General features: G+C 63.5%; 18 protein-coding genes and 1 tRNA gene. 16 read left to right on the top strand and 3 right to left on the bottom strand.

The genetic code is table 11. The features are described from left to right. Positions 1–43: 43 nt before the first annotated feature. Together LSG43_RS09205 and ilvC are read left to right on the top strand one after the other, a co-directional pair. Entirely contained in the window at positions 44–673 is a 630-nt protein-coding gene (locus LSG43_RS09205) for a TetR/AcrR family transcriptional regulator (RefSeq protein ID WP_231803366.1), read from the top strand. 37 nt (positions 674–710) lie between these two features. Then, on the top strand, positions 711–1,730 hold the full coding sequence (ilvC, locus tag LSG43_RS09200; protein WP_231803364.1) for a ketol-acid reductoisomerase: 1,020 nt from the start codon (positions 711–713) through the stop codon (positions 1,728–1,730). Positions 1,731–1,785: 55 nt separating this feature from the next. Here the strand turns inward: ilvC and LSG43_RS09195 are convergent, their stop codons facing one another. After that, positions 1,786–1,908, bottom strand: coding sequence for a hypothetical protein (locus LSG43_RS09195; protein ID WP_439652020.1), 123 nt, complete (start codon positions 1,906–1,908; stop codon positions 1,786–1,788). Between the two features lie 147 nt (positions 1,909–2,055). On the opposite strand from LSG43_RS09195, the gene LSG43_RS09190 reads away from it, so the two are divergent. From LSG43_RS09190 to LSG43_RS09170, 5 genes are all read left to right on the top strand, one after another. Continuing rightward, a complete protein-coding gene (locus LSG43_RS09190) occupies positions 2,056–2,589 on the top strand; it encodes a heme-degrading domain-containing protein (RefSeq protein ID WP_439652019.1) in 534 nt (177 codons plus the stop codon). A gap of 12 nt (positions 2,590–2,601) precedes the next feature. After that, the gene (locus tag LSG43_RS09185) at positions 2,602–3,495 is read left to right on the top strand and encodes a PhzF family phenazine biosynthesis protein (RefSeq protein ID WP_231803360.1); all 894 of its coding nucleotides are present in this window, start codon (positions 2,602–2,604) and stop codon (positions 3,493–3,495) included. A gap of 18 nt (positions 3,496–3,513) precedes the next feature. Next, positions 3,514–3,942 (top strand): hypothetical protein, encoded by a 429-nt coding sequence (locus tag LSG43_RS09180; RefSeq protein ID WP_231803358.1) that lies wholly within the window; start codon positions 3,514–3,516, stop codon positions 3,940–3,942. Between the two features lie 359 nt (positions 3,943–4,301). Beyond that, on the top strand, positions 4,302–5,858 hold the full coding sequence (locus LSG43_RS09175; protein ID WP_231803356.1) for a 2-isopropylmalate synthase: 1,557 nt from the start codon (positions 4,302–4,304) through the stop codon (positions 5,856–5,858). An 8-nt stretch (positions 5,859–5,866) separates the two neighbouring features. Continuing rightward, a complete protein-coding gene (locus LSG43_RS09170) occupies positions 5,867–6,316 on the top strand; it encodes a GNAT family N-acetyltransferase (RefSeq protein WP_231803354.1) in 450 nt (149 codons plus the stop codon). 4 nt (positions 6,317–6,320) lie between these two features. Here LSG43_RS09170 and LSG43_RS09165 read toward each other — a convergent pair whose 3' ends face one another. Beyond that, complete coding sequence (locus LSG43_RS09165; protein ID WP_231803352.1) at positions 6,321–6,692, bottom strand: VOC family protein; 372 nt, start codon at positions 6,690–6,692, stop codon at positions 6,321–6,323. A 227-nt stretch (positions 6,693–6,919) separates the two neighbouring features. On the opposite strand from LSG43_RS09165, the gene msrA reads away from it, so the two are divergent. From msrA to LSG43_RS09140, 5 genes are all read left to right on the top strand, one after another. After that, complete coding sequence (msrA, locus tag LSG43_RS09160) at positions 6,920–7,537, top strand: peptide-methionine (S)-S-oxide reductase MsrA (RefSeq protein ID WP_231803350.1); 618 nt, start codon at positions 6,920–6,922, stop codon at positions 7,535–7,537. Between the two features lie 108 nt (positions 7,538–7,645). After that, positions 7,646–7,721, top strand: a tRNA-Lys gene (locus LSG43_RS09155). 199 nt (positions 7,722–7,920) lie between these two features. Beyond that, complete coding sequence (locus LSG43_RS09150) at positions 7,921–9,864, top strand: metallophosphoesterase family protein (RefSeq protein ID WP_231803348.1); 1,944 nt, start codon at positions 7,921–7,923, stop codon at positions 9,862–9,864. Positions 9,865–10,127: 263 nt separating this feature from the next. Continuing rightward, complete coding sequence (locus tag LSG43_RS09145) at positions 10,128–11,291, top strand: lipid II:glycine glycyltransferase FemX (protein WP_231803346.1); 1,164 nt, start codon at positions 10,128–10,130, stop codon at positions 11,289–11,291. Between the two features lie 7 nt (positions 11,292–11,298). Beyond that, positions 11,299–12,603, top strand: a complete 1,305-nt coding sequence (locus LSG43_RS09140; RefSeq protein WP_231803345.1) for a lipopolysaccharide biosynthesis protein — start codon at positions 11,299–11,301, stop codon at positions 12,601–12,603. A 14-nt stretch (positions 12,604–12,617) separates the two neighbouring features. Here the strand turns inward: LSG43_RS09140 and LSG43_RS09135 are convergent, their stop codons facing one another. Further along, complete coding sequence (locus tag LSG43_RS09135) at positions 12,618–13,184, bottom strand: hypothetical protein (protein WP_231803343.1); 567 nt, start codon at positions 13,182–13,184, stop codon at positions 12,618–12,620. A gap of 201 nt (positions 13,185–13,385) precedes the next feature. On the opposite strand from LSG43_RS09135, the gene acs reads away from it, so the two are divergent. From acs to LSG43_RS09115, 4 genes are all read left to right on the top strand, one after another. Next, positions 13,386–15,335 carry an acetate--CoA ligase gene (acs, locus tag LSG43_RS09130; protein WP_231803341.1) on the top strand — a complete coding sequence of 650 codons (1,950 nt, stop codon included), beginning with the start codon at positions 13,386–13,388 and terminating at the stop codon, positions 15,333–15,335. Between the two features lie 264 nt (positions 15,336–15,599). Further along, complete coding sequence (locus tag LSG43_RS09125) at positions 15,600–18,359, top strand: EAL domain-containing protein (protein ID WP_231803339.1); 2,760 nt, start codon at positions 15,600–15,602, stop codon at positions 18,357–18,359. 133 nt (positions 18,360–18,492) lie between these two features. Beyond that, positions 18,493–19,593 (top strand): glycoside hydrolase family 3 protein, encoded by a 1,101-nt coding sequence (locus LSG43_RS09120; RefSeq protein WP_231803338.1) that lies wholly within the window; start codon positions 18,493–18,495, stop codon positions 19,591–19,593. Beyond that, the gene (locus tag LSG43_RS09115) at positions 19,590–20,126 is read left to right on the top strand and encodes a DUF1697 domain-containing protein (protein WP_231803336.1); all 537 of its coding nucleotides are present in this window, start codon (positions 19,590–19,592) and stop codon (positions 20,124–20,126) included. The genes LSG43_RS09120 and LSG43_RS09115 overlap by 4 nt, the downstream gene beginning before the upstream one ends.

Below are 20,126 nucleotides of genomic sequence, written 5' to 3'. Positions count from 1 at the left end.
GCGGCGCGGCTTCCTCCGATACCAGAGAGACACCGACACTGCCATGACCCCATTGGCACTGACCATCAGCGACGACACGCTTTCGGACCGTCAGAAGGACGTGCTCAACGCGGCCCTGTCGCTGCTCGTCGAGGGCGGGGACGGCCTTACGATGACGGGTGTCGCGCGGCGGGCAAGCTGCTCGAAGGAAACGCTCTACAAATGGTTCGGCGACCGCGACGGGCTCCTGACCGCGACCGTGCAGTGGCAGGCGGCCAAGGTGCGCATGGTGGCGGTCGACCGCGAGACGCTCGACAAGCGGACGCTGGCGCTGGCGCTCGAAAAGTTCGGACGCAATCTCTTGAGCGTTCTTGCGGGGGATGTTTCGGTGGCGCTCAACCGGCTGGCGATCAGCCATGCCGGGCAGGAAAAGCGCAATCTCGGGGCCATCGTGCTCGAAAACGGGCGGTTCGCGATGGGCAAGCGGCTCAAGCCGGTGCTCGAGGCCGGGCGGGATGCCGGGCTGCTGAGCTTCGAAGAGAGCGAAACGGCGTTCCGGACCTATTACGGGCTCGTGGTGCGCGACGTGCAGCTGCGACTGCTGCTCGGCGAGCATCTGGAGCTGGGCGAGACCGAAATCGCGGCCGACGTCAAACGGGCGCGGGAGCAGTTCTTTACGCTCTACGGGGCGTGAAATCACTTCAAGACAATGCGATAAGTGGGAGAAACCAATGCGCGTTTATTACGATCGGGATGCCGATCTCAACCTTCTCAAATCCAAGAAGATCGCCATTATCGGCTATGGCAGCCAGGGGCGCGCGCACGCGCTTAACCTGCGCGATTCCGGTGTGACGGACATCGCGGTCGGCCTGCGCGCGGGCTCCTCGACGGTCAAGAAGGTCGAGGCCGACGGGCTCAAGGCGATGACCGTGGCCGAAGCGGCGGCCTGGGCCGACATGATGATGATGGCGACGCCTGACGAGTTGCAGGCCGACATTTACAAGGACGAGATCGCGCCCAACATCCGCGACGGCGCCGCGCTGGCGTTCGCGCACGGGCTTAACGTGCATTTCGGGCTCATCGAGCCCAAGGATACCGTCGATGTGCTGATGATCGCGCCCAAGGGGCCGGGTCACACGGTGCGCGGCGAATACGAGAAGGGCGGCGGGGTGCCGTGCCTGATCGCCATCCATCACGACGCGACGGGCAACGCGCACGACATCGGTCTCGCCTACGCCTCGGGCGTCGGCGGCGGGCGTTCGGGCATTATCGAGACGACGTTCCGCGAAGAATGCGAGACCGACCTGTTCGGGGAGCAGGCCGTTCTTTGCGGCGGTCTCGTGGAACTGATCCGCGCCGGGTTCGAGACGCTGGTCGAAGCCGGGTATGCGCCGGAAATGGCCTATTTCGAGTGCCTGCACGAGGTGAAGCTGATCGTCGACCTGATCTATCAGGGCGGCATCGCGAACATGAACTACTCGATCTCGAACACCGCCGAGTGGGGCGAATACGTCACCGGCCCGCGCATCATCACCCCGGAAACCAAGGCCGAGATGAAGAGGGTTCTGGGCGACATCCAGTCGGGCCGGTTCACCTCCGAGTGGATGCAGGAGTGGCATTCGGGCGCGGCGCGCTTCAAGGCCACCCGCCGCAACAACGACAACCATCAGATCGAGGAAGTCGGCACCAAGCTGCGCGATATGATGCCTTGGATCAAGGCCGGTGCGCTGGTGGACAAGAGCCGGAACTGATCCGGCCCAAGGATTTCCGATATGCAGAAAGGGGGGCGCATGCCTCCCTTTTTTGTTACCGGGGCGCTTGGGCGAGCGCGGGGGTGGACGTTTCGGCCCACCAATCCCCAAGCGCGTCGATCAGGGGCACGAGCCGCTGGGCGTCGGGGGTCAGATCGTACTCGACCCGAGGCCACATCGGAGCCTCGTGATTGTCGGACGATTCGGCCGGTGAGGCCGATCGGATGCGGAGTCTTCGTTTCGCACCCGATACCCGATCCGGACCCGCTTCATTTGTCCGTTTCCAACTGAAACACCCGGTTGTTGTCGCGCCGCATGGTGCGGTATGACGGGCGCGGGAATACGGAGAGGGGGAACGGCAGTGAATACGCTCGACCGCATTGTTGCGCAGGAGGAAGCGCTTGTTTTCGAGCGCTTCGACGAGAGCACGGCTTTTGCAATCGGTACCGCCATCCGCGACGCGGCCATTGCAGAGGGGCATTCGATCGTTTGCGATATCCGGCTTTGGGACCGGCCACTCTTTTATATGGCGCTGCCCGGTACGAGCGCGGACAATCCCGATTGGGTGCGTCGCAAGGCCAATGTCGTCAGGCGGTTCGGCAAGAGTACCTACAGAATGGTGCTCGAACGGGGCGCGGGCGAGGGCAATCGGGCGTTTGCCGCCGATAGCGGGCTTGCGCCGGCCGAGTACGTGCTCGCCGGGGGCGGGTTTCCGGTGCGGATCGATGGGGTGGGCGTCGTGGGCGCGATCATCGTTTCGGGCGCGCCAGAAGATGTCGATCACATGCTTGTGGTCAAAGGCATTTGCGGGCACCTTGGCATCGATCCGGATTCGATGGCGCTCCCCCGCGTCCAATAGCCGAGGGCCCCCATGAAGCTGAGTTATTTCCTGCTCGACGTGTTCACACGCGATCGGCTGTGCGGCAATCCGCTGGCCGTGGTGCTCAAGGCAGACGGGCTTTCCACCGCGCGCATGCAGGCGATTGCAGGAGAGTTCAATCTTTCGGAGACCGTATTCGTCCGCGAGCCCAGGAACGAGCGGCATACGGCGGCGCTGCGGATCTTCACCGCGCGGACCGAATTGCCGTTCGCTGGCCATCCGACAATCGGGACGTCGGTGCTATTAGGGCTTCAGAACAGGCTCAGCGCCGTGCGGCTCGAACTCGGCGTGGGGCTGGTGACCGCCGTGATGGAGCGGGTCGACAAGCGCACGGGCGACGCGAAATTCAGCCTGCCGCAGCTTCCCGAAAGGATCGGCGAGGCGCCCTGCGCAGCGGATATCGCCAAGCGGCTGGGCATTGGCGAAAGCGATATCGGGTGCGGCGGACTGCAGCCCGCGCAATATTCGGCGGGGCTGCCGTTCTATCTCATCCCGGTGCGGGATACCCGCGTGCTCGAGGCGATTGCGCTCGACCGGCGCGGCTGGGACGCGACGTTTCCGGGCGACCATAACAACGCCTACGTTTTTACCGAGACGCCGGAGGAGCGCGGCAACGCGTATGCCGCACGCATGTTCGGGGTGGGGTCAGGTGTCGACGAGGATCCGGCTACCGGCTCTGCCGCTGCCGCGCTCATCGGGCTTCTGGCCGAAAGCGGCCGCTATGATGACGGCTTCCACACGGTCCGTCTGCGGCAGGGGCGGGAGATGGGGCGGCCGAGCCTTATCGAATTGCAGATCAATATCGAGAACGGCAGGCTCAGGCATCCGGGTATCGGAGGATCGGCTGTCGTTCTTGGCGAAGGGGTGCTCGATCTGAGCGAATAGGCGACAGGGGAGGCTGGCATGGAAATTCTCGCCAATATATTGTTGTTTCTGCATTTATTTGCGCTGGTTCTGGGCATGGGCGCGGGGATTGCGCTTTCGATGCAGGGGCGGTTGATGGCAAGCGCGGGGCCGGAACTGCGGACGGGGTTGCTGCGCTTTGGTGAAATGCTGCGCGTCAACAGCTATGCCGGCATCGCGCTTTTGTGGATTACCGGGCCGCTCATCGTCTGGCTGCGATATGGTGGGGCCGGCGGGCTCGGGGCCTGGTTCTGGGTCAAGATGGCGTTTGTCGTGGCGCTCACGATTTCGATCGCGGTGGGCGCGGCGTCCTACCCCAAGGCCAAAACGGGCGACGCGGATGCGATGAAGCGCGTGAAGCTGGCGGGAATGGGAAGCGGCATATTCGGGCTGCTGGCCATCTTCTCGGCTGTCTTTGCGTTCAACTAAGGCGCTTTTGCCGCTGTCGAGGGTTGCATCCGGGGCGCACTTGGCTCATTCTTAGCCAAAGACTTGGAAGAAAGGTCAGGCCGCCAACGATGCGCCGCAAAAGTCAAAGCGCCGCCGTCGCCATAGCTGCTCGCAGGCAGGATGCCTTGCGGGCCCGTATCCTTTTGGGTACGGCACTTCTTCTGCCTGCCGCTCTCCTACTCCTCCTTATCAGCCCCTGACCACCGGCGGTTCGCCAAAAGCGCGAACGGGTCGTCAGGGGAGTATGCCACACGCCGAACAACGAAAATGTGTCCGGCCCAATTCCTGCTGCACCCAAACTTTTTTGCGCAGGCGGCCGATTTTGAGGACAAACGAGCATGACGACCGATACACCCAACACCGACAAGGTCTTTATCTTCGATACGACCTTGCGCGACGGCGAGCAGAGCCCGGGCGCGACGATGACGCTGGAAGAAAAGCTCCAGGTCGCCGAAATTCTCGACACCATGGGCGTCGACATTATCGAGGCAGGGTTCCCCATTGCCTCGAACGGCGACTTCGAGGCGGTCGCAACGATTGCCAAGCGCGCCAAGAACGCAGTGATCGCGGGGCTCGCGCGCGCCATTTCCGCCGATATCGACAGGGCCGGCGAGGCTGTGCGACATGCCAGGCGCGGGCGCATCCACACCTTCGTTTCCACCTCGCCGATCCATCTGGCGCACCAGATGAAAAAGTCCGAGGACGAGGTGCTCGAGATCGTCACCAAGACGGTGACGCAGGCACGCAACCTTATCGACGACGTCGAATGGTCGGGGATGGACGCGACCCGCACGCCGATCGAATTTCTCGCGCGCTGCACCGAAGCGGCGATCAAGGCCGGGGCGACGACGATCAACGTGCCCGATACGGTAGGGTATTCGACGCCCGAGGACTATTATCAGCTCATCAAGCAGCTGATCGAGATGGTGCCGAATTCGGACCAGGCGATCTTCTCCACCCACTGCCACAACGATTTAGGCATGGCCGTCGCCAATTCGCTGGCCGGTGTGCGCGCGGGTGCGCGGCAGGTCGAGTGCACGATCAACGGGCTGGGCGAACGCGCTGGCAATGCTGCGCTCGAAGAAGTCGTGATGGCGATCCGCACGCGGGCGGACGCGCTGCCGTACCATACCGATATCGAGACGACGCATCTGTCGCGCGCCTCGAAGGTTGTCGCGGCGGCAGCGAACTTCCCGGTGCAGTACAACAAGGCCATCGTGGGCAAGAACGCGTTCGCGCATGAGAGCGGCATCCATCAGGACGGCATGCTCAAGAACGCCTCGACGTACGAGATCATGACGCCCGAGAGCGTCGGGATCAAATCCACCTCGCTGGTGATGGGCAAGCATTCGGGGCGCCATGCGTTCAAGCAGAAGCTGCTCGATCTGGGGTATGATCTGGCCGACAACCAGTTCCAGGAAACCTTCCAGCGCTTCAAGGACCTCGCGGACCGCAAGAAGAACGTTTACGACGACGACATCATCGCGCTGGTCGACGACGAAATCGGCTCGGCGGCGGATCGGATCAAGCTCGTCGACATGAGCGTCACCTCCAAGACCGGGGGCATTCACCGCTGCGAACTCAAGGTCTCTGTCGACGGCGCTCCGGTCGAGGTGGCCTTTGACGGCACGGGATCCGTGGACGCCATCTTCAACGCGATCAAGGCGGCGGTCGGCGCCGACCCGCATCTGGTGCTCTACGCGGTTGACGGCGTGACCGGGGGTACCGATGCGCAGGCCAACGCGCATGTCCGGCTCGAAATGAACGGCCGGATTTCCTCGGGCAACGCGGCGGAGCCCGACACGCTCATGGCTTCGGCGCGCGCCTATCTCAACGCGTACAACCGGTTGCTCGTCGAGCGCGGTGCGCCGGCGCAGGGGGCATTGGCGGGTTAGGACAGACCATGCGGCATGAACTGGCTCCGGTGGAAACACCGGAGCAGTGGGCCATACTGCACAGCATACGCAGAGCCGTGCTGTTCGAAGGCCGGCACGCGGATGTGGTCTACGATGAAAACCATCACGATGACCGTACGCCCGGCAATCAGCCTTATTTGCTGACGGCTGACGGGCGGCCTGTCGGGTGCGTAAGGTTTGACGACCGTGGTGACGGTTCGGGCGTGGTGCGCCTTGTCGCGGTGGTTGCCGACGAGCAGCGGCGGGGCCACGGGCGTGCCCTCGATCGACTGATTACGGAACGCGCACACTCGAGCGGAATGACGACGCTGTTCGTCAATGCCGCCCCCGAGGCCGTCGGCTATTATGAAAAGACGGGGTGGTCGCGCCACGCGTGGGATGCATCGGAGCTCGATGGGCTCGCTGCGGACTGCGTCCAGATGCGCAAGGCGCTTTAGCGGCCTACCTGTGCTGATCGATGAGGATCGGGTTGCCGTCCGGATCGGTCAGCATGACGTGGGCCGGGCCGCTGGTGCCGGGGTCCGCTTCGGCATCGAGTGCGATACCCTGGGCCTTCAAGCGTTTCTGGATATCGCGGACATCCTCGAACGGATCGACGTTCCTGCCCTCCTTGTCCCAGCCGGGGGTGAAGATGAGCATGTTCTTTTCGAACATCCCCTCGAACAGGCCGATGACGGTGTCGCCGTTGGTGAGGATGAGCCATTTGTCCTCGATCCTGCCGCCCAGCTGGCGGAAGCCGAGCTTCCGGTAGAAGGCGAAGGACGTTTCAATATTCCTGACATTGAGGCTGAGCGAAAACGCACCCATGCTCATCGGATGAGCCTCCCGGTCCAAAGCTGGACCCGGAGCTTACGGCGGCCAGGACGCGCGTGCAATCGCGGCGCTCACGCTTGCCTCATGGCTTCGTGACCTGCGCGGGCGTAACACGTGCGGGGCGGCACCCGTATTGGGCGGTAGGAGCGCCGCGCTCACGCCGGATTGACTTGCGGGTGAGACCGGCGGCGTTCGAATGTGAACCGGCTTTCAAAGAGGAGAAACCGATGAACCGGAAGATTGCCGTTGGCGCGTGCGTCGTCGCGGCCAGCATGATGTCGGGGCAGGCGATGGGGGCGACGGCGCTTTTTGCCGGAGGGTGTTTCTGGAGTGTCGAATCGAACTTCGAGAAGGTCGAGGGGGTCACCAACGCGGTCTCCGGGTTTGCCGGCGGGCATGTCGAAAACCCCAGCTACAACGACGTGATCTATTCGGACACCGGGCATTACGAGGTTGTCGAGATCACCTACGACCCGGACGTGATCGACTACGAGACGCTTTTGACGATCTACTGGTATTCGACCGACCCCACCGACGGCGCGGGGCAATTCTGCGACCGGGGCGACAACTACCTGCCCGCGATCTTCGCGCTCACCGACGAGCAGCGGCAGATCGCCGAGGCGAGCAAGGCCGCGCTGGCCGCACAATCGGGCTACGAAATCGCGACGGAAATCCTGCCGGCGGCGACGTTCTATGCCGCCGAGGATTATCACCAGGATTTCGCCGCGAACAACCCGGACCGCTACAACGCCTACCGCATCGGCTGCCGCCGCGACGCGCGGCTCGAGCAGGTCTGGGGCGACATGGCGCTTTTAGGTACCGTCGAGAACCCCTTGCCGCAATAAGTCTCCGGCCTGATCATTTTCACGGAAAAGGGGAGTGGACAGGCCGGAACGCGTTTGCTAGAGAAGCGCCACCTCAGCGGCGTGCCCCGCGCGCCGCTCGTTGTGTTTGGGTGTATAGCTCAGTTGGTAGAGCAGCTGACTCTTAATCAGCGGGTCCAAGGTTCGAGTCCTTGTACACCCACCAAAACCTTTCCTCCGATTTCAGCGCTTTATGCGGGTTTTCCGTTGGACATGCCACCTCGGTTTGCCCAGACCGGTATGCGCAGCGCCACTGTATGAATCGGGACGCGCGCTCCATCAAACTATCATAGAGCCGACATTAAACTGCAATCGAGTGGACCTAGTGCGTCGTCGCATACGACAACGCGGAAGGGTCCTCCCAGATGAAAAAACGTCAACCGGCGCTCGCTGCGGGCGCTACGCTGCTGCTTGCGCTTTTCGGCGGCGCGTTTACGCAGGCCGTGTTCGCCCAGGCCGGACCGGATTCCTTTGTGCTCGGCCTTCTGCCCGACACGCAGGGTGGCACCGACGAACAGGGGCAGGCGCACGTTTCGCTGCACCCGATGGAAGAAGTCCTCGCGCAGCTCGCGGCCAATGGCGCAGACACGATCATCCATGTGGGCGACATGACCGATCATGGCTCTCCGGTCGAATTTGAGGAATGGACGCAGCTGGCTGCCGAGTATCGGGACCAGGGCATCGAATTCCTGCCCATTATGGGCAATCACGAAACCAGCTATGCCACCATGCAGGACTGGGTGTCGTATATGAGCGACTTCATACCCGCGGATGCCGTTCACATGCCGGGCTATGAATGGGTGAATTACTACGTCGTGCGCGACAATGTGCTGATTTTCGGCATCTCCTACTACAATCTCCCCATCGCTTTCGATTGGATCAAACAGACGATCGAGACCGTGGGATCGGAGACGGACCATATCGTGGTCGCGAGCCATGACAGCCTTATCGGCGCCAAGTATGGCCAGACGCGCGAGCAGATCGTCGACGGCACGAAGGACGACGATTGGGTTTTCGGCGTCCAGCAAGATATCCGTAGCTTCTTTGCCGATCACGACGTCATTTTCGTTTCCGGCCATGAGCATCAGTATCAGCGCTCGGTGATCTCCGACACGACCATTCTTCAGACCATGCCCTCGGGGTCCACCCCCGCCACCGGCAATTACCGCATGAATGTGTTTACCCAGATCATCATCGGCAATGCGTCGTACAAGGGCTATGAATACCGCTATGGCGAACGCGATCTGGTGCAGGCCGTGGTCGCCCACCGCAACGCAACCCTGCAAGAGGGCGTCCCCTATCTCGACGTCAATGCCTCGCTTCTGACCTTTACCGGGGACAGGGTCGACTACGCGTCTTATCTTGCCGAACATACGGCCACCAGCAACGATCCGGCGGAGGATTTCGATGCCGATTGGGTCCTGATGGACGCGTTCTCGCGCACCACCAACCGGTGCGAAACCATTGTCTATCCCAATTCGATGCTGCCCGAGACGCGGCCGGTTCTCGTGCTGAACCCGCGCTACGAAACCGCCGATTGCCTGGCCGACGACGGCAGCCGCGTCAGCTTGGTCGGCGGGGTCAACGACACGTTCAACCGCACCGACTCCACCACCCGCACCATGGGTTATACGCCCGGCCTGAGCCGCGCGGAATCGCTGAACGACCTGATGCGCCTGTCCTATCAGTGGCTGTTCCAGGTCCATGAGCGGTGGAGCCCCAACCTCAACAGCGCCCAGCGCGTCGTCCTCGATCCCGAGGCCGACGAGTTGATCGTTCCCGCAACCACGATCGATCTCAAAGAGCACGTGACCACGAGTTGGCTTCCCGCCGAAGCCGGGACGGCCAGCGACATCGTCATCATCAGCGGTACGCAGAACCAGACCGGAACCTATCAGGACGGCTATGGCGTGCAAAAAGACATCGAAACCGATGCAGGACTGCCGATGTCCCAAACGGACGGCGAACCCAAAGCGCCCGTCGTTCTGCCGCAAGGGGCAACCAAATCCTGGGATATTTCAAACGCGGTTTCGGATGCCTACGCGGTTCAGTTCACCGCCTCGCAAGGCGGTGACGTAGCCGGCCTGACTCTCGGCATGCGGGGAGATGACGGCTGGCAGGCCCTGGCCCCGAACCAGTGCGTAATCGAGGGCGCTTTTGACGCGGCCTATATCCAGAGCCCCCCGGCCCGGAGCGAAACCTGCGAAAGCGCGCCCCTGGTCGGATATGACGCGGGCCAGGAGGCCCATCGCTGGTGGACCGTGCTGACCACCGACGCGGAACTGGCGCTCGTTTCGACCGGGCAGTAGCCGGTCGCGCGCGGATCGTATGCAACCCGGATAAGTGGGCATAGCTTATCCGGGTTGTGCGGGCGATCGATCTGTGGCCGGAACCTGTTCGGGTCTACCGGGAGCGCCGGGAGACGCCGCCGCACAGCGCCGAAAAAGGGCATTCAAGCTGCCGTCGTAACGTCCCGTTCACCATCGGAAAAATTGTCCCTTACGCGAAAACTTTTGGGAAGGCCGGCTGGCGTATGGTCCGCGTACCGATCAATGACGGGACGCACACGATCATGAGTCTTTCAGCCAATTCGCTGCCCGTGGGGGCTAACGCGCGAAGCGGTGGGCGTGATGCCGCGCGTGGTGCGGCAACGCCGGCGTTGCGCAAGACGCTGCTGGGGCCGGAGGCATGGGATAGGGCGATCGCGGACTTCGACGGGGTCTGCCAGGAGCAGCTTTATGCCTATGCCAGCACGCGCTGGCCGGGGCTGACGCTCGAGCCGGTGTTGTTTTCCCACGAGAACGGGCCGGTGGGCGGTGCGCTCGTCATGCTGCAGCGGTTGCCGCTCGGCCTTGCGACGATCGCGCTCGTCAAGTGGGGACCCTTCCTCGCCGACAATACGCGGCCCGATGCCGATACGGTCATGGACGGGATGGTCGAGGCGCTCATCGCCGAATATGCGGACAAACGCGGGATGATGGTGTCGATCATGCCCAAGGTCGAACCGACCGACGACAATGCCCGGCTTGCGGCGCTGCTGGCGCGCGGATTCACCCCGGGCGTGGGGGTGAAATTTCCCAAGCGCTATGTGGTCGACGTCCGGCTGGACGACGACGCCCGGCTTGCTGCGTTCGCGCAGAAATGGCGCTACCACCTGCGCAAATCGTTCAAGGCCGGGCTCGGCTTCGAGGAGGGGGGGGCGGATGAACTCGAGCGCTTCATGGTGCTTTACAAGGCCATGAGCGACCGCAAGCAGTTTCCCGACTATTCGGCGATCGATTCCGTCGATGCGCTGATGGCGATGCCCGATGGCACGGCGCGGCCGGAGATGTTTTTTGTCACGCATGAGGGCGAGACGGTGGCCGGCGCGATGATTTTCACCGCCGGGGATACGGCAACCTACCTTTACGGCGCGACCAACGACGCGGCGCTCGATCTGCGGGCGGGCTATTTTCTGCACTGGAACATCATCCGCTGGCTGCGCGACAACACGCGGGCCAAGCTCTACGATCTTGGCGGCACCGACGGGTTTCAGGGGCTGCACCAGTTCAAGAGCGGCATGGTAGGCAGCGCGGGTTACATGGCGGACCTGCCGCCGGTGGCCAACTACGCCACGTCCATGCGGGCGCGCCTTTTCGGAACGCTCGCATACGAGGCGCGCTCGAAGGCGACGCGCACGCGCGATTCCATCAATGCCGCACGGTTGGCGCTGATGCGCCGCCTGCGCAGGGCCTGAAAAACGAATGTCCATCGGTAAAAGACTGGCATCGCGCTCGGTTATCATGTTCGGCCTGCGGGTCGGCGGGGCCGGGTTCATATTCCTCGTTCAGGCCGCCATCGCCCGGGCCTGGGGCGCGGAGGCACTGGGCGACTATCTTCTGGCCATCGCGGCTGCCAACCTCCTGGCCGTGGTCATGCCGCTGGGGTTCCAGACGGTCGGCACCTATTTCGCGGCCGAATACGGCGCCAAGGGCGACGGGCGCAACCTGCGGCGGTTCCTGACGCGCTCGTTCGCGCATGTGGGGATCGTGGGAACCGCGATCACGGCACTGGGTTGGCCGGTGACCTATTTCATGGGCGAGACGGGCGAACACCTTCTGGCGCTGTGGGTGCCGACCGCGCTCATTGCGATGGGAACCGCGTTTACCTTCGTCAATACGACCGCACTTGTGGGGCTCAAGCGTCCGCTGATGGGCTACCTGCCCGACATGGTCCTGCGCCCGGCGCTGGTGATCACGAGCTTCGCCATCATTGCGTTGACCGCCGGCCGGGCGGACCTCAACGCGATGCTGTGGCTGTTTGCGCTCTCGCTCCTTGCGCTGGAATTGGGGCATTTCTTCCTGCTTTATCGTGCGGTGCGGCAGGTGCCGGTTTCGGACGAATACGCCCCGGCGCCCTCCCGGCGCTGGTGGCGCTTCGCCGCGCCATGGGTGCTGATCACACTGGCTGCCGATTATTTTTTCGACATCAATCTTCTGATGCTGGCCGAATTGCTGCCGCGGGCGGAGCTGGCGATATTCGGGGTGAGTACGCGCATCTTCGCGCTCGTGTCGTTCGGCGTCGTCGCCGTCTATGCCATGACCCTGCCCGAGATGTTCGAGGCGGAAAGTAAAAAAGACGCCGAGGCGCTCTCGCGCCGGCTGAGCGAGGCCAACATCGTCGCGATCCTGCTTTCAGGCGCGCTTTTCGTCGGCGTCGCGCTGTTCGGACGTTATCTGTTGCTGTTGTTCGGCGAGGAGTTTGTGGCGGGTGCGTGGCCGATGAGCATCTTGTGCCTGGCGCTTGTGGTGCGGGCCGCGTTCGGGCCCGCCTCGATGGTGCTCTCGATGCGCGACAAGCCGTTCGATAGTCTGCCGGCCGTGGGGCTGGGGCTCGTCGCACTGGTTGCGGGCAACGCATTGCTGGTGCCGCCTTACGGCCTGTCGGGCGCGGCGATTTCAGCCTTCATCGCAATCACGCTCTGGTCGGCGGCGCTGTGGGCCACGGCGTGGCGGCGGACCGGCGTGGACGTCTCGATCTTCGCGCGTTTCAGGGCCTTGCCAGCTTAGATGCCGGAAGCGTGCTAGCGGTCGAACAGGTCCTGGAGGCGAATTTTGATGCGCTCGCCGAAGGGTAGCCAGACGCCCCGGTCGTAGTCCCCGGTCGCTTTGGTGAACTTGCGTTCCATGACGCAATAGTCCTGCCCGAAAATGTGCTGTTCGAGAACGGCGACACATTCGTAGTCGTAGCGCTCGAGGAGCCTCAGCGCGATCTTGTTGTCCGTGCGCACATAGGTCGAGGCTTTGTGGAAGCGGGAGTTGTCCCAGTGCTCGATGAAGGCGCGCATGCCGTACATGCCGAGCATGGTCTTGCGGTGGGCCGGAAAGACGCAGGACCAGTACTGGAAGATGGTGCCGCAGTCGGGACCGGAAATCGAGAAGCCTCCGGGCGCGTTGTCGACCTCGAGTATCAGGATGTGCCACGGGTCGATGGCGAGCAGGGTGCGCAGGAATCGCTTGTCGAACCGCGCTTTCTCGTGGGTCTTGAAGCGCTCGTTGTAGTAGGGCATCGAGTCGATGAGATCCATCAACTCGCGGTGAATCAGACCGATGTCGGCGGAGGTTGCCGCGCGGTGCGAGAAATCTGCCATTTGCCTTTTTCTCCAAGCGTCCCGGGGGGACGAAGATATCGCGGGCGGCCTTTAAAAAGCGTCACCTTGCCGCCCGATGCCCGCTTTTCGACATGCCCGGCGCGGTGGGAGCCGTGGCATGCGGGCGCGGCACATGTGTGCCTTGATGGCGCTTCGTGTGCCGGGTTAAGAAGATCGAAGCAAGTTCAGGAGGAGCCAGCCATGAGTTCGGAGGCCATCTACGCCCCGTCCACCGACGCGATCGCGCGGACCTACACCACGGCCGAGCAGTACGAGCAGATGTATGCCCGCTCGCTCGCGGATCCCGAGGGGTTCTGGGGCGAGCAGGGCAAGCGGCTCGACTGGATCAAACCTTTTACCTCGGTCAAGAACACCTCGTTCGATTACGACAACATCTCGATCAAATGGTTCGAGGACGGGGTTCTGAACGTCTCGGCCAATTGCATCGACCGGCATCTGGCAACGCGTGGCGAGCAGACGGCGATCATTTTCGAACCGGACGATCCGAACGGCGCAGTCCAGCACATCACATACAACCAGCTCCATGAGCGCGTGTGCCGCATGGCCAACGTGTTCAAATCGCTCGGCGTCAAGAAAGGGGACCGGGTGACGATCTATATGCCTATGATCCCCGAGGCGGCATATGCGATGCTCGCCTGCGCGCGGATCGGGGCGATTCATTCGGTGGTCTTCGGCGGGTTTTCGCCCGATGCGCTGGCGGGCCGGATCAACGACTGCGACAGCGCCGTGGTGATTACGGCGGACGAGGGCCGGCGCGGCGGCAAGACGGTGCCTTTAAAGGCCAATGTGGATACTGCGCTCAAGGACTGTCCGGGTGTCGAGAAGGTGCTCGTTGTTGAGAATACGGGTAATTCCGTTCCCATGGAGGGCGCGCGCGACGTCTGGTGGCACGAGGCGGCGGCGGGCGTCGAACCGTTCTGCGAGCCCGAGCCGATGAATGCTGAGGACCCGCTTTTTATCCTCTATACCTCGGGTTCGACGGGCAAACCCAAGGGGGTGCTTCACACTTCAGGCGGGTATCTGGTTTACGTCTCTTTGACCCACCAGCTCACCTTCGATTATCGCGACGGCGAGGTCTATTGGTGCACGGCGGATGTCGGATGGGTGACCGGGCACAGCTACATCGTCTACGGCCCGCTCGCCAATGGCGCGACGACTCTTATGTTCGAGGGCGTGCCGACCTGGCCGGATGCCTCCCGGCACTGGCAGGTTGTCGATAAGCACAAGGTCAACATCTACTATACAGCGCCGACCGCAATCCGCGCGCTCATGGGCGCGGGCAACCAGTTCGTCGAGGGCGCCGACCTTTCCAGCCTGCGGCTTCTGGGGACGGTCGGCGAGCCGATCAATCCCGAGGCCTGGCGGTGGTATCATGAGCAGGTGGGCCGCGGGCGTTGCGGCATTGTCGATACGTGGTGGCAAACCGAAACCGGCGGGTTCATGATTACGCCGCTCCCCGGGGCGACGCCACTGAAGCCCGGGTCGGCGAGCAAGCCGTTCTTCGGGGTCAAGCCGGTTGTGCTCGATCCTGAAAGCGGCAGGGAGATCAGCGAGACCGAGGCGGCGGGCGTCCTTGCCATCGCTGACAGCTGGCCTGGGCAGATGCGCACGGTCTATGGCGACCATGAACGGTTCAGGGATACCTATTTCCAGCAGTACAGGGGCTATTACTTTTCGGGTGACGGCTGCCGGCGGGACGCCGACGGATATTACTGGATCACCGGCCGGGTGGACGACGTGCTCAACGTTTCCGGCCACCGGCTGGGGACGGCGGAAGTCGAGAGCGCGCTTGTCGCGCATCCCAAGGTTTCGGAAGCCGCCGTGGTCGGGTTCCCGCACGACATCAAGGGGCAGGGCATTTACTGCTATGTGACGCTGATGGCGGGGGAAGACGGCTCGGACGACCTCGCGAGGGAGTTGCGGAACTGGGTGCGCAAGGAAATCGGGCCGATCGCGTCACCGGACCATATCCAGTTCGCTCCGGGGTTACCCAAGACACGCTCGGGCAAGATCATGCGGCGTATCCTGCGCAAGGTCGCCGAGGACGATTACGGATCGCTGGGGGACACCTCGACGCTGGCCGATCCGAGCGTTGTGGACGACCTGATCGAAAACCGCAAAAATCGCTGAGCTATCAACCTCCCATTAGTCAAAGTTGGGTGCGCCGCGTCGCCGGCGCCCCCATTTTTGTTTTTCGTTAAACAAGCCGTGAAACAGTCGTGCCCGCGCTGTGCGGCAAGGATGTGCCAAAGCATTGGCTTTTCTGCATATTCCTGGCGCGCTGCGGAAACGCCCGGTGATCCGTTGAGGCGAGATCCGGGCCGGTGAATATTGTGTGGTGCGGTATCGGGCTGGAGGGGCCGGCTGTACTGCGCGAACGGTTTGGGGGAACCGGTGACGCAGTCTCGGCATCTGCTCGCGATCATTGCAGTTTGCATTTTCGCCGTGGGCGGAGCGGCTCTGGGGACGTTTCAGCTCATCGACGAAGCGCTTCGGAACCTGCGGTTTGCGGCCGGCAGCAGACCCGCGAGCGGCGAGATCGTCCTCATAGACGTCGATCCAGCCGATATCATGCAGCTCCAGAGCGCATCGGCGGTACGGGGTATGTATGCCAGCGTCGTCGACATTGCGCTGGGCGCGGGTGCGACCGATATCGTTGTGGAGACGCGGCTGGGCGGAGCGACCGGGCTCTCCGGCGACGACCTGCTTGCCGACGCACTCGCACGCGGGGCGGGTAAGGTCAGAACCGTTGCCTACGCGATGCCGGTCGCCGGACAGAGCGACGAGTCCCTGAGTTTTCAGTTGCCTCTCAACCGGTTCTCGGCCGTCGCTCCTCCGGTCACCACGTCCGTCTATCCGGAAGCCGATGGCCGGGTGCGCCACTATCGGAACGGCACGATTATCAATGGCAAGTTCGTACCCTCGCTGGCCGCGGCGCTCAATCCGGGCAGCTTGCCGGATCAGGAGCGCTTCGCTATCGACTTTTCGATCGACGCCGCGACGATCCCGGTCATTGAGGTCAGGGACGTACTTACGGGGCGCGCGGATGTCGGCAGACTGGCCGGCAAGCAGGTTCTTGTCGGGTTGAGCGGGGCCACGCTGCAGCAATCGGTCCTCGTTCCGCGCTTCGGTGTGGTTTCGGGGAGCCTTGTGCAGATCCTTGCCGCGGAAACGCTCAAGCAGGGGCGGCCGCTCGTCGAGCTTGGCATCTGGGCCCAGATCGGGCTTATCGTGGCCGTCGTCCTTGCGTTCCTTTTCGGTTGTGCGCGGATACCGTTGGTGCCCCTCGTCCTCGGGTGCGTGGGCTGTGCGGTGGTGCTCGAACTGCTCGCCCTGGCGCTACAGATTCATTCGGGCATCGTCCTCGATACCGCTGCCGTGCATGTGGCCCTTGCGGGCATGCTCGTGATCGCGCTCGTTCGCGAACTCGAGGCGCGCGGGCTCTCGACTATGAGCGCCGCGCAGGAGCGCGATTCCATGCGCGGCATTCTTGCGCGCGTCGTGGCGGACAATTTCGACGGCGTGGTCGTGGTCGATCACCGTCACCGCATCCGCGCTGCCAGCCGGTTCGCGTGCGAGATGATGGAAAGCGAACTGATCGGCAAGCCGATCGAAGCCACCTTGCCCAACGCCTTCGTCGCCGCGCTCAGCGACGCGCTCAACCGCAGCAAGACGGTCGAAGAGGCCGCCGAAATCAGGATTACGCCGCGCGCCGGCGACGAGCGCATCATCGAGTATGTGGTGACAACGTCCGAGGCGGTTTCGGACGAGGTCAACGGCGCCGGCTCCGGGCGTGTCGCGTGCCTGACCTTCCGCGACGTCACCGAGCGCCGGCATTCCGAAGAGCGGCTCAACTATCTGGCGCGGCACGATCCGCAGACGGGCGCGCTTTCGCGTATCGCCTTCGTGGAAACGCTGACGGACATGCTCTCCACGCCGGACTACCGCAAGCGCGGTGTCACGGTGTTCCTCATCGGGATCGACCGGCTCAAGATCGTCAACGATACGCTGGGGTACGGCTATGGCAATCGCCTGCTTCAGCAGGTCGTCGCGCGGCTGCAACTGGCGGGAGCCGCGACAGTGGCGCGGCTCGAGGGCAATAATTTCGCGGTGCTGCGCGAGGGTCTTTTGCCCGAAGGCGCGCAAGACTTCGCCGAAGAGATCATCGCGCAGGTTTCAAGGCCCTATGCGATGGCCGGGCACCACGCCATCGTCGGAGCGAGTGTCGGCATGACGGATTCGGAGCTGTCGGGCTTTGACCCGGATACCATCATCCGGCATGCGAGCATGGCGCTCTCGGCGGCAGCCGACCGTCATGGCGATGCCGTCGTGCCCTTCGCGCGCGAAATGACCGAGCGCATCCGCCATAAGCAGGACATGGAAGTCGCGCTTCGTGCCGCGCTCGCGCGGGGCGAGTTCTCGGTCCACTACCAGACCCAGGTCGACCTCGATACCAGCGCGGTCGTAGGGGTCGAGGCGCTGGTGCGCTGGACGCATCCGCAGCTTGGCAACGTTTCGCCCGGCGAGTTCATTCCGGCCGCCGAGGAGACGGGGTTGATCATCGACCTGGGCCGCTGGGTGCTCAAGACCGCATGTGCGGAGGTCGCGGGCTGGGCGCACCCCGTGCGGCTCTCGGTCAACGTCTCACCGATGCAGTTCGAGTACGGCGATATCGTTGCCGACGTCCGCGACGCGTTGACAAGCTCCGGACTGGCGCCCGAACGTCTCGATATCGAGATCACCGAAGGGCTTCTGGTGACCGAAACCGGACACGTCATCGACAAGCTCAACACGCTGCGCGGGGACGGGGTAAAGATCGCGCTCGACGATTTCGGCACCGGCTATTCGTCGCTGAGCTATCTGGGGCGGCTGCCGGTCGATACCCTTAAAATCGACCAAAGCTTCGTTCGCGGACTTCCCGACGATCCCGAAGCCACAGCAATCGTTCGCGCGGTGCTCATGCTGTCGGACTCGCTGGGCAAAGAGGTCGTGGCCGAGGGCATCGAAAGCGTCGATCAGGCCTGGCTGCTGCGCCTTGCGGGGTGCCGTACGGGGCAGGGCTATTTCTTCGGGCGCCCCGCACCGGCGGCCGATACGCTTGCGGCGATCGCCGAGCCGGTGGACGACAGGCTCGGCACGACGACGTTCGGCTGATTGCCGCCGCAAATCCATTCCAGATAAGATGCGGCACCGGTTGCGGGAATCATAGATGCTCCGGTTCTTGCGGGGGCCGTGCTTTGGCACCTTCGTGGTGAAGCGCCCAGGCCCGCCTGTAGCAGGAGACAGTATGCGGCAGTTCTTTTTATCGCTTTTCGCCCTGATCTTCCCGGTCGCCGCGGCGACGGGCGCACCAGCTCAGACGCTTTCGGATATGGCCGGGCAAATGGTGATGGTGGGCTTTCAGGGGACATCCACCGAGGACGCGGGGTTCCGTGCCGTTCGCGCGCAACTGGCGGCGCGGCAGATCGGCGGGGTCATGTATTTGCGCACCAATGTCGAAAGCCTTGCCGACGTGCGCGCCATGAACCAGGCGCTCGCAGCCGCAAGCCCGTGGCTGACGCCGCTTATCGCGCTAGACCAGGAAGGCGGGCAGATCCGGCGGCTGACGCGGGCGGTGGGGTTCACGCAAATCCCCTCGGCGGCCGCGCTTGGGCAGGGGAGCGTCGCGCAGGCGCAGGCCGTTTATACCGATCTTGCCGAGCGGCTCGCGGAGCTCGGGTTTTCGGTCAATTTCGGCCCCGTCGTCGATCTCAACCTCAACCCGGCCAATCCGATCATCGCGCGGTACGAGCGGGCTTTCGGCGCCGATCCGTTCGAGGTCGCGCGGTTCGGCGCGGCGTTCGTCGAGGGTCATCGCGCGGCGGGGCTTGCGACGGCGCTCAAGCACTTCCCCGGTCACGGCTCGAGCACGGGGGACACGCATGAGGGGTTTGTGGATGTCACCGCAGACTGGCGGGAGATCGAGCTCGAGCCCTTCGCGCGTCTGATCGACGACGACCTTGCGGACATGGTCATGGTCGCGCACCTTTTTAACGCGAACTATGCCCGCGATCCGGGCGAGCAGCTTCCCGCCAGCCTGTCGCCCGCCTGGATCGACGGCGTCTTGCGCGGCGATCTGGGGTTTGACGGCGTTGTGATCAGCGACGATCTGCAGATGGGCGCGATCACCGCACGGTTCGATTTGCGCGAAACGGTTGTTCGGGCCGTCATGGCGGGCAACGACATCCTGCTTTTTTCCAACACCGCCGACTACACGCCCGACCTGGGGGCGCAAATCCATGCGATCATCGTGAACGAGGCGCGGGAGAACGCGGAATTCGCCGGCCGCGTCGCTGAAAGTTACAGGCGGATCGTCGCCTTGCGCCAGGGCCTCGGAGCGGGGCGGTGACCCGGTACGTCGCGCTCCTTTATTCGATCGTTCTGGGCGAGGGCAAACGCCTCACTATGGCGCCGTTGCGCGAGATGTTCGCCGAGCTCGGATATTCCAGTGCCGAGACGCTGCTGGCGACGGGCAACGTGATTTTCGAGAGCGCCGAGGCTGATCCGCGAGCGATCGAAGCACGGCTCGAGACCGCGTTTGCCGGGCGGTTCGGCAAGGCCGTCGCCTTCATTGTCCGCTCGGACGCTGACTGGCAGCGGCTCGCCGAAGGCAACCCGCTGCCGGAGGCTTCGGCGGCCAGCCCGGCGCAGGTCGCCGTGCGCGTGATGCGCGCGCCGGTTTCGAAAGATGCCCGGGCGCTGCTCGAAGCCCGGGTGCGGCCCGGGGAAAGCCTGCGGTTCGTCGACGGCGATATCTGGGTGCATATTCCGGATGGGATCAGCACGTCTGCACTGGCGTCAGTCATGACCAACGCGCGGATCGGGGTGGGCACGTCGCGCAATTGGAACACTGTGCGGAAAATCGCCGAACGGCTGGTGTGA

This window comes from Pelagibacterium xiamenense, from assembly GCF_021166475.1.
Lineage (GTDB): Bacteria > Pseudomonadota > Alphaproteobacteria > Rhizobiales > Devosiaceae > Pelagibacterium > Pelagibacterium xiamenense.
Note: the sequence above shows the minus strand (reverse complement) of the source record. Positions and strands in the feature narration are given on the sequence as shown.

Excerpts from the sequence above, each read along its gene's own strand:
- LSG43_RS09205 (WP_231803366.1), top strand. The coding sequence starts at position 44 with ATGACCCCATTGGCACTGACCATCAGCGACGACACGCTTTCGGACCGT.
- ilvC (WP_231803364.1), top strand. The coding sequence starts at position 711 with ATGCGCGTTTATTACGATCGGGATGCCGATCTCAACCTTCTCAAATCC.
- LSG43_RS09195 (WP_439652020.1), bottom strand. The coding sequence starts at position 1,908 with ATGTGGCCTCGGGTCGAGTACGATCTGACCCCCGACGCCCAGCGGCTC.
- LSG43_RS09190 (WP_439652019.1), top strand. The coding sequence starts at position 2,056 with ATGACGGGCGCGGGAATACGGAGAGGGGGAACGGCAGTGAATACGCTC.
- LSG43_RS09185 (WP_231803360.1), top strand. The coding sequence starts at position 2,602 with ATGAAGCTGAGTTATTTCCTGCTCGACGTGTTCACACGCGATCGGCTG.
- LSG43_RS09180 (WP_231803358.1), top strand. The coding sequence starts at position 3,514 with ATGGAAATTCTCGCCAATATATTGTTGTTTCTGCATTTATTTGCGCTG.
- LSG43_RS09175 (WP_231803356.1), top strand. The coding sequence starts at position 4,302 with ATGACGACCGATACACCCAACACCGACAAGGTCTTTATCTTCGATACG.
- LSG43_RS09170 (WP_231803354.1), top strand. The coding sequence starts at position 5,867 with ATGCGGCATGAACTGGCTCCGGTGGAAACACCGGAGCAGTGGGCCATA.
- LSG43_RS09165 (WP_231803352.1), bottom strand. The coding sequence starts at position 6,692 with ATGAGCATGGGTGCGTTTTCGCTCAGCCTCAATGTCAGGAATATTGAA.
- msrA (WP_231803350.1), top strand. The coding sequence starts at position 6,920 with ATGAACCGGAAGATTGCCGTTGGCGCGTGCGTCGTCGCGGCCAGCATG.
- LSG43_RS09150 (WP_231803348.1), top strand. The coding sequence starts at position 7,921 with ATGAAAAAACGTCAACCGGCGCTCGCTGCGGGCGCTACGCTGCTGCTT.
- LSG43_RS09145 (WP_231803346.1), top strand. The coding sequence starts at position 10,128 with ATGAGTCTTTCAGCCAATTCGCTGCCCGTGGGGGCTAACGCGCGAAGC.
- LSG43_RS09140 (WP_231803345.1), top strand. The coding sequence starts at position 11,299 with ATGTCCATCGGTAAAAGACTGGCATCGCGCTCGGTTATCATGTTCGGC.
- LSG43_RS09135 (WP_231803343.1), bottom strand. The coding sequence starts at position 13,184 with ATGGCAGATTTCTCGCACCGCGCGGCAACCTCCGCCGACATCGGTCTG.
- acs (WP_231803341.1), top strand. The coding sequence starts at position 13,386 with ATGAGTTCGGAGGCCATCTACGCCCCGTCCACCGACGCGATCGCGCGG.
- LSG43_RS09120 (WP_231803338.1), top strand. The coding sequence starts at position 18,493 with ATGCGGCAGTTCTTTTTATCGCTTTTCGCCCTGATCTTCCCGGTCGCC.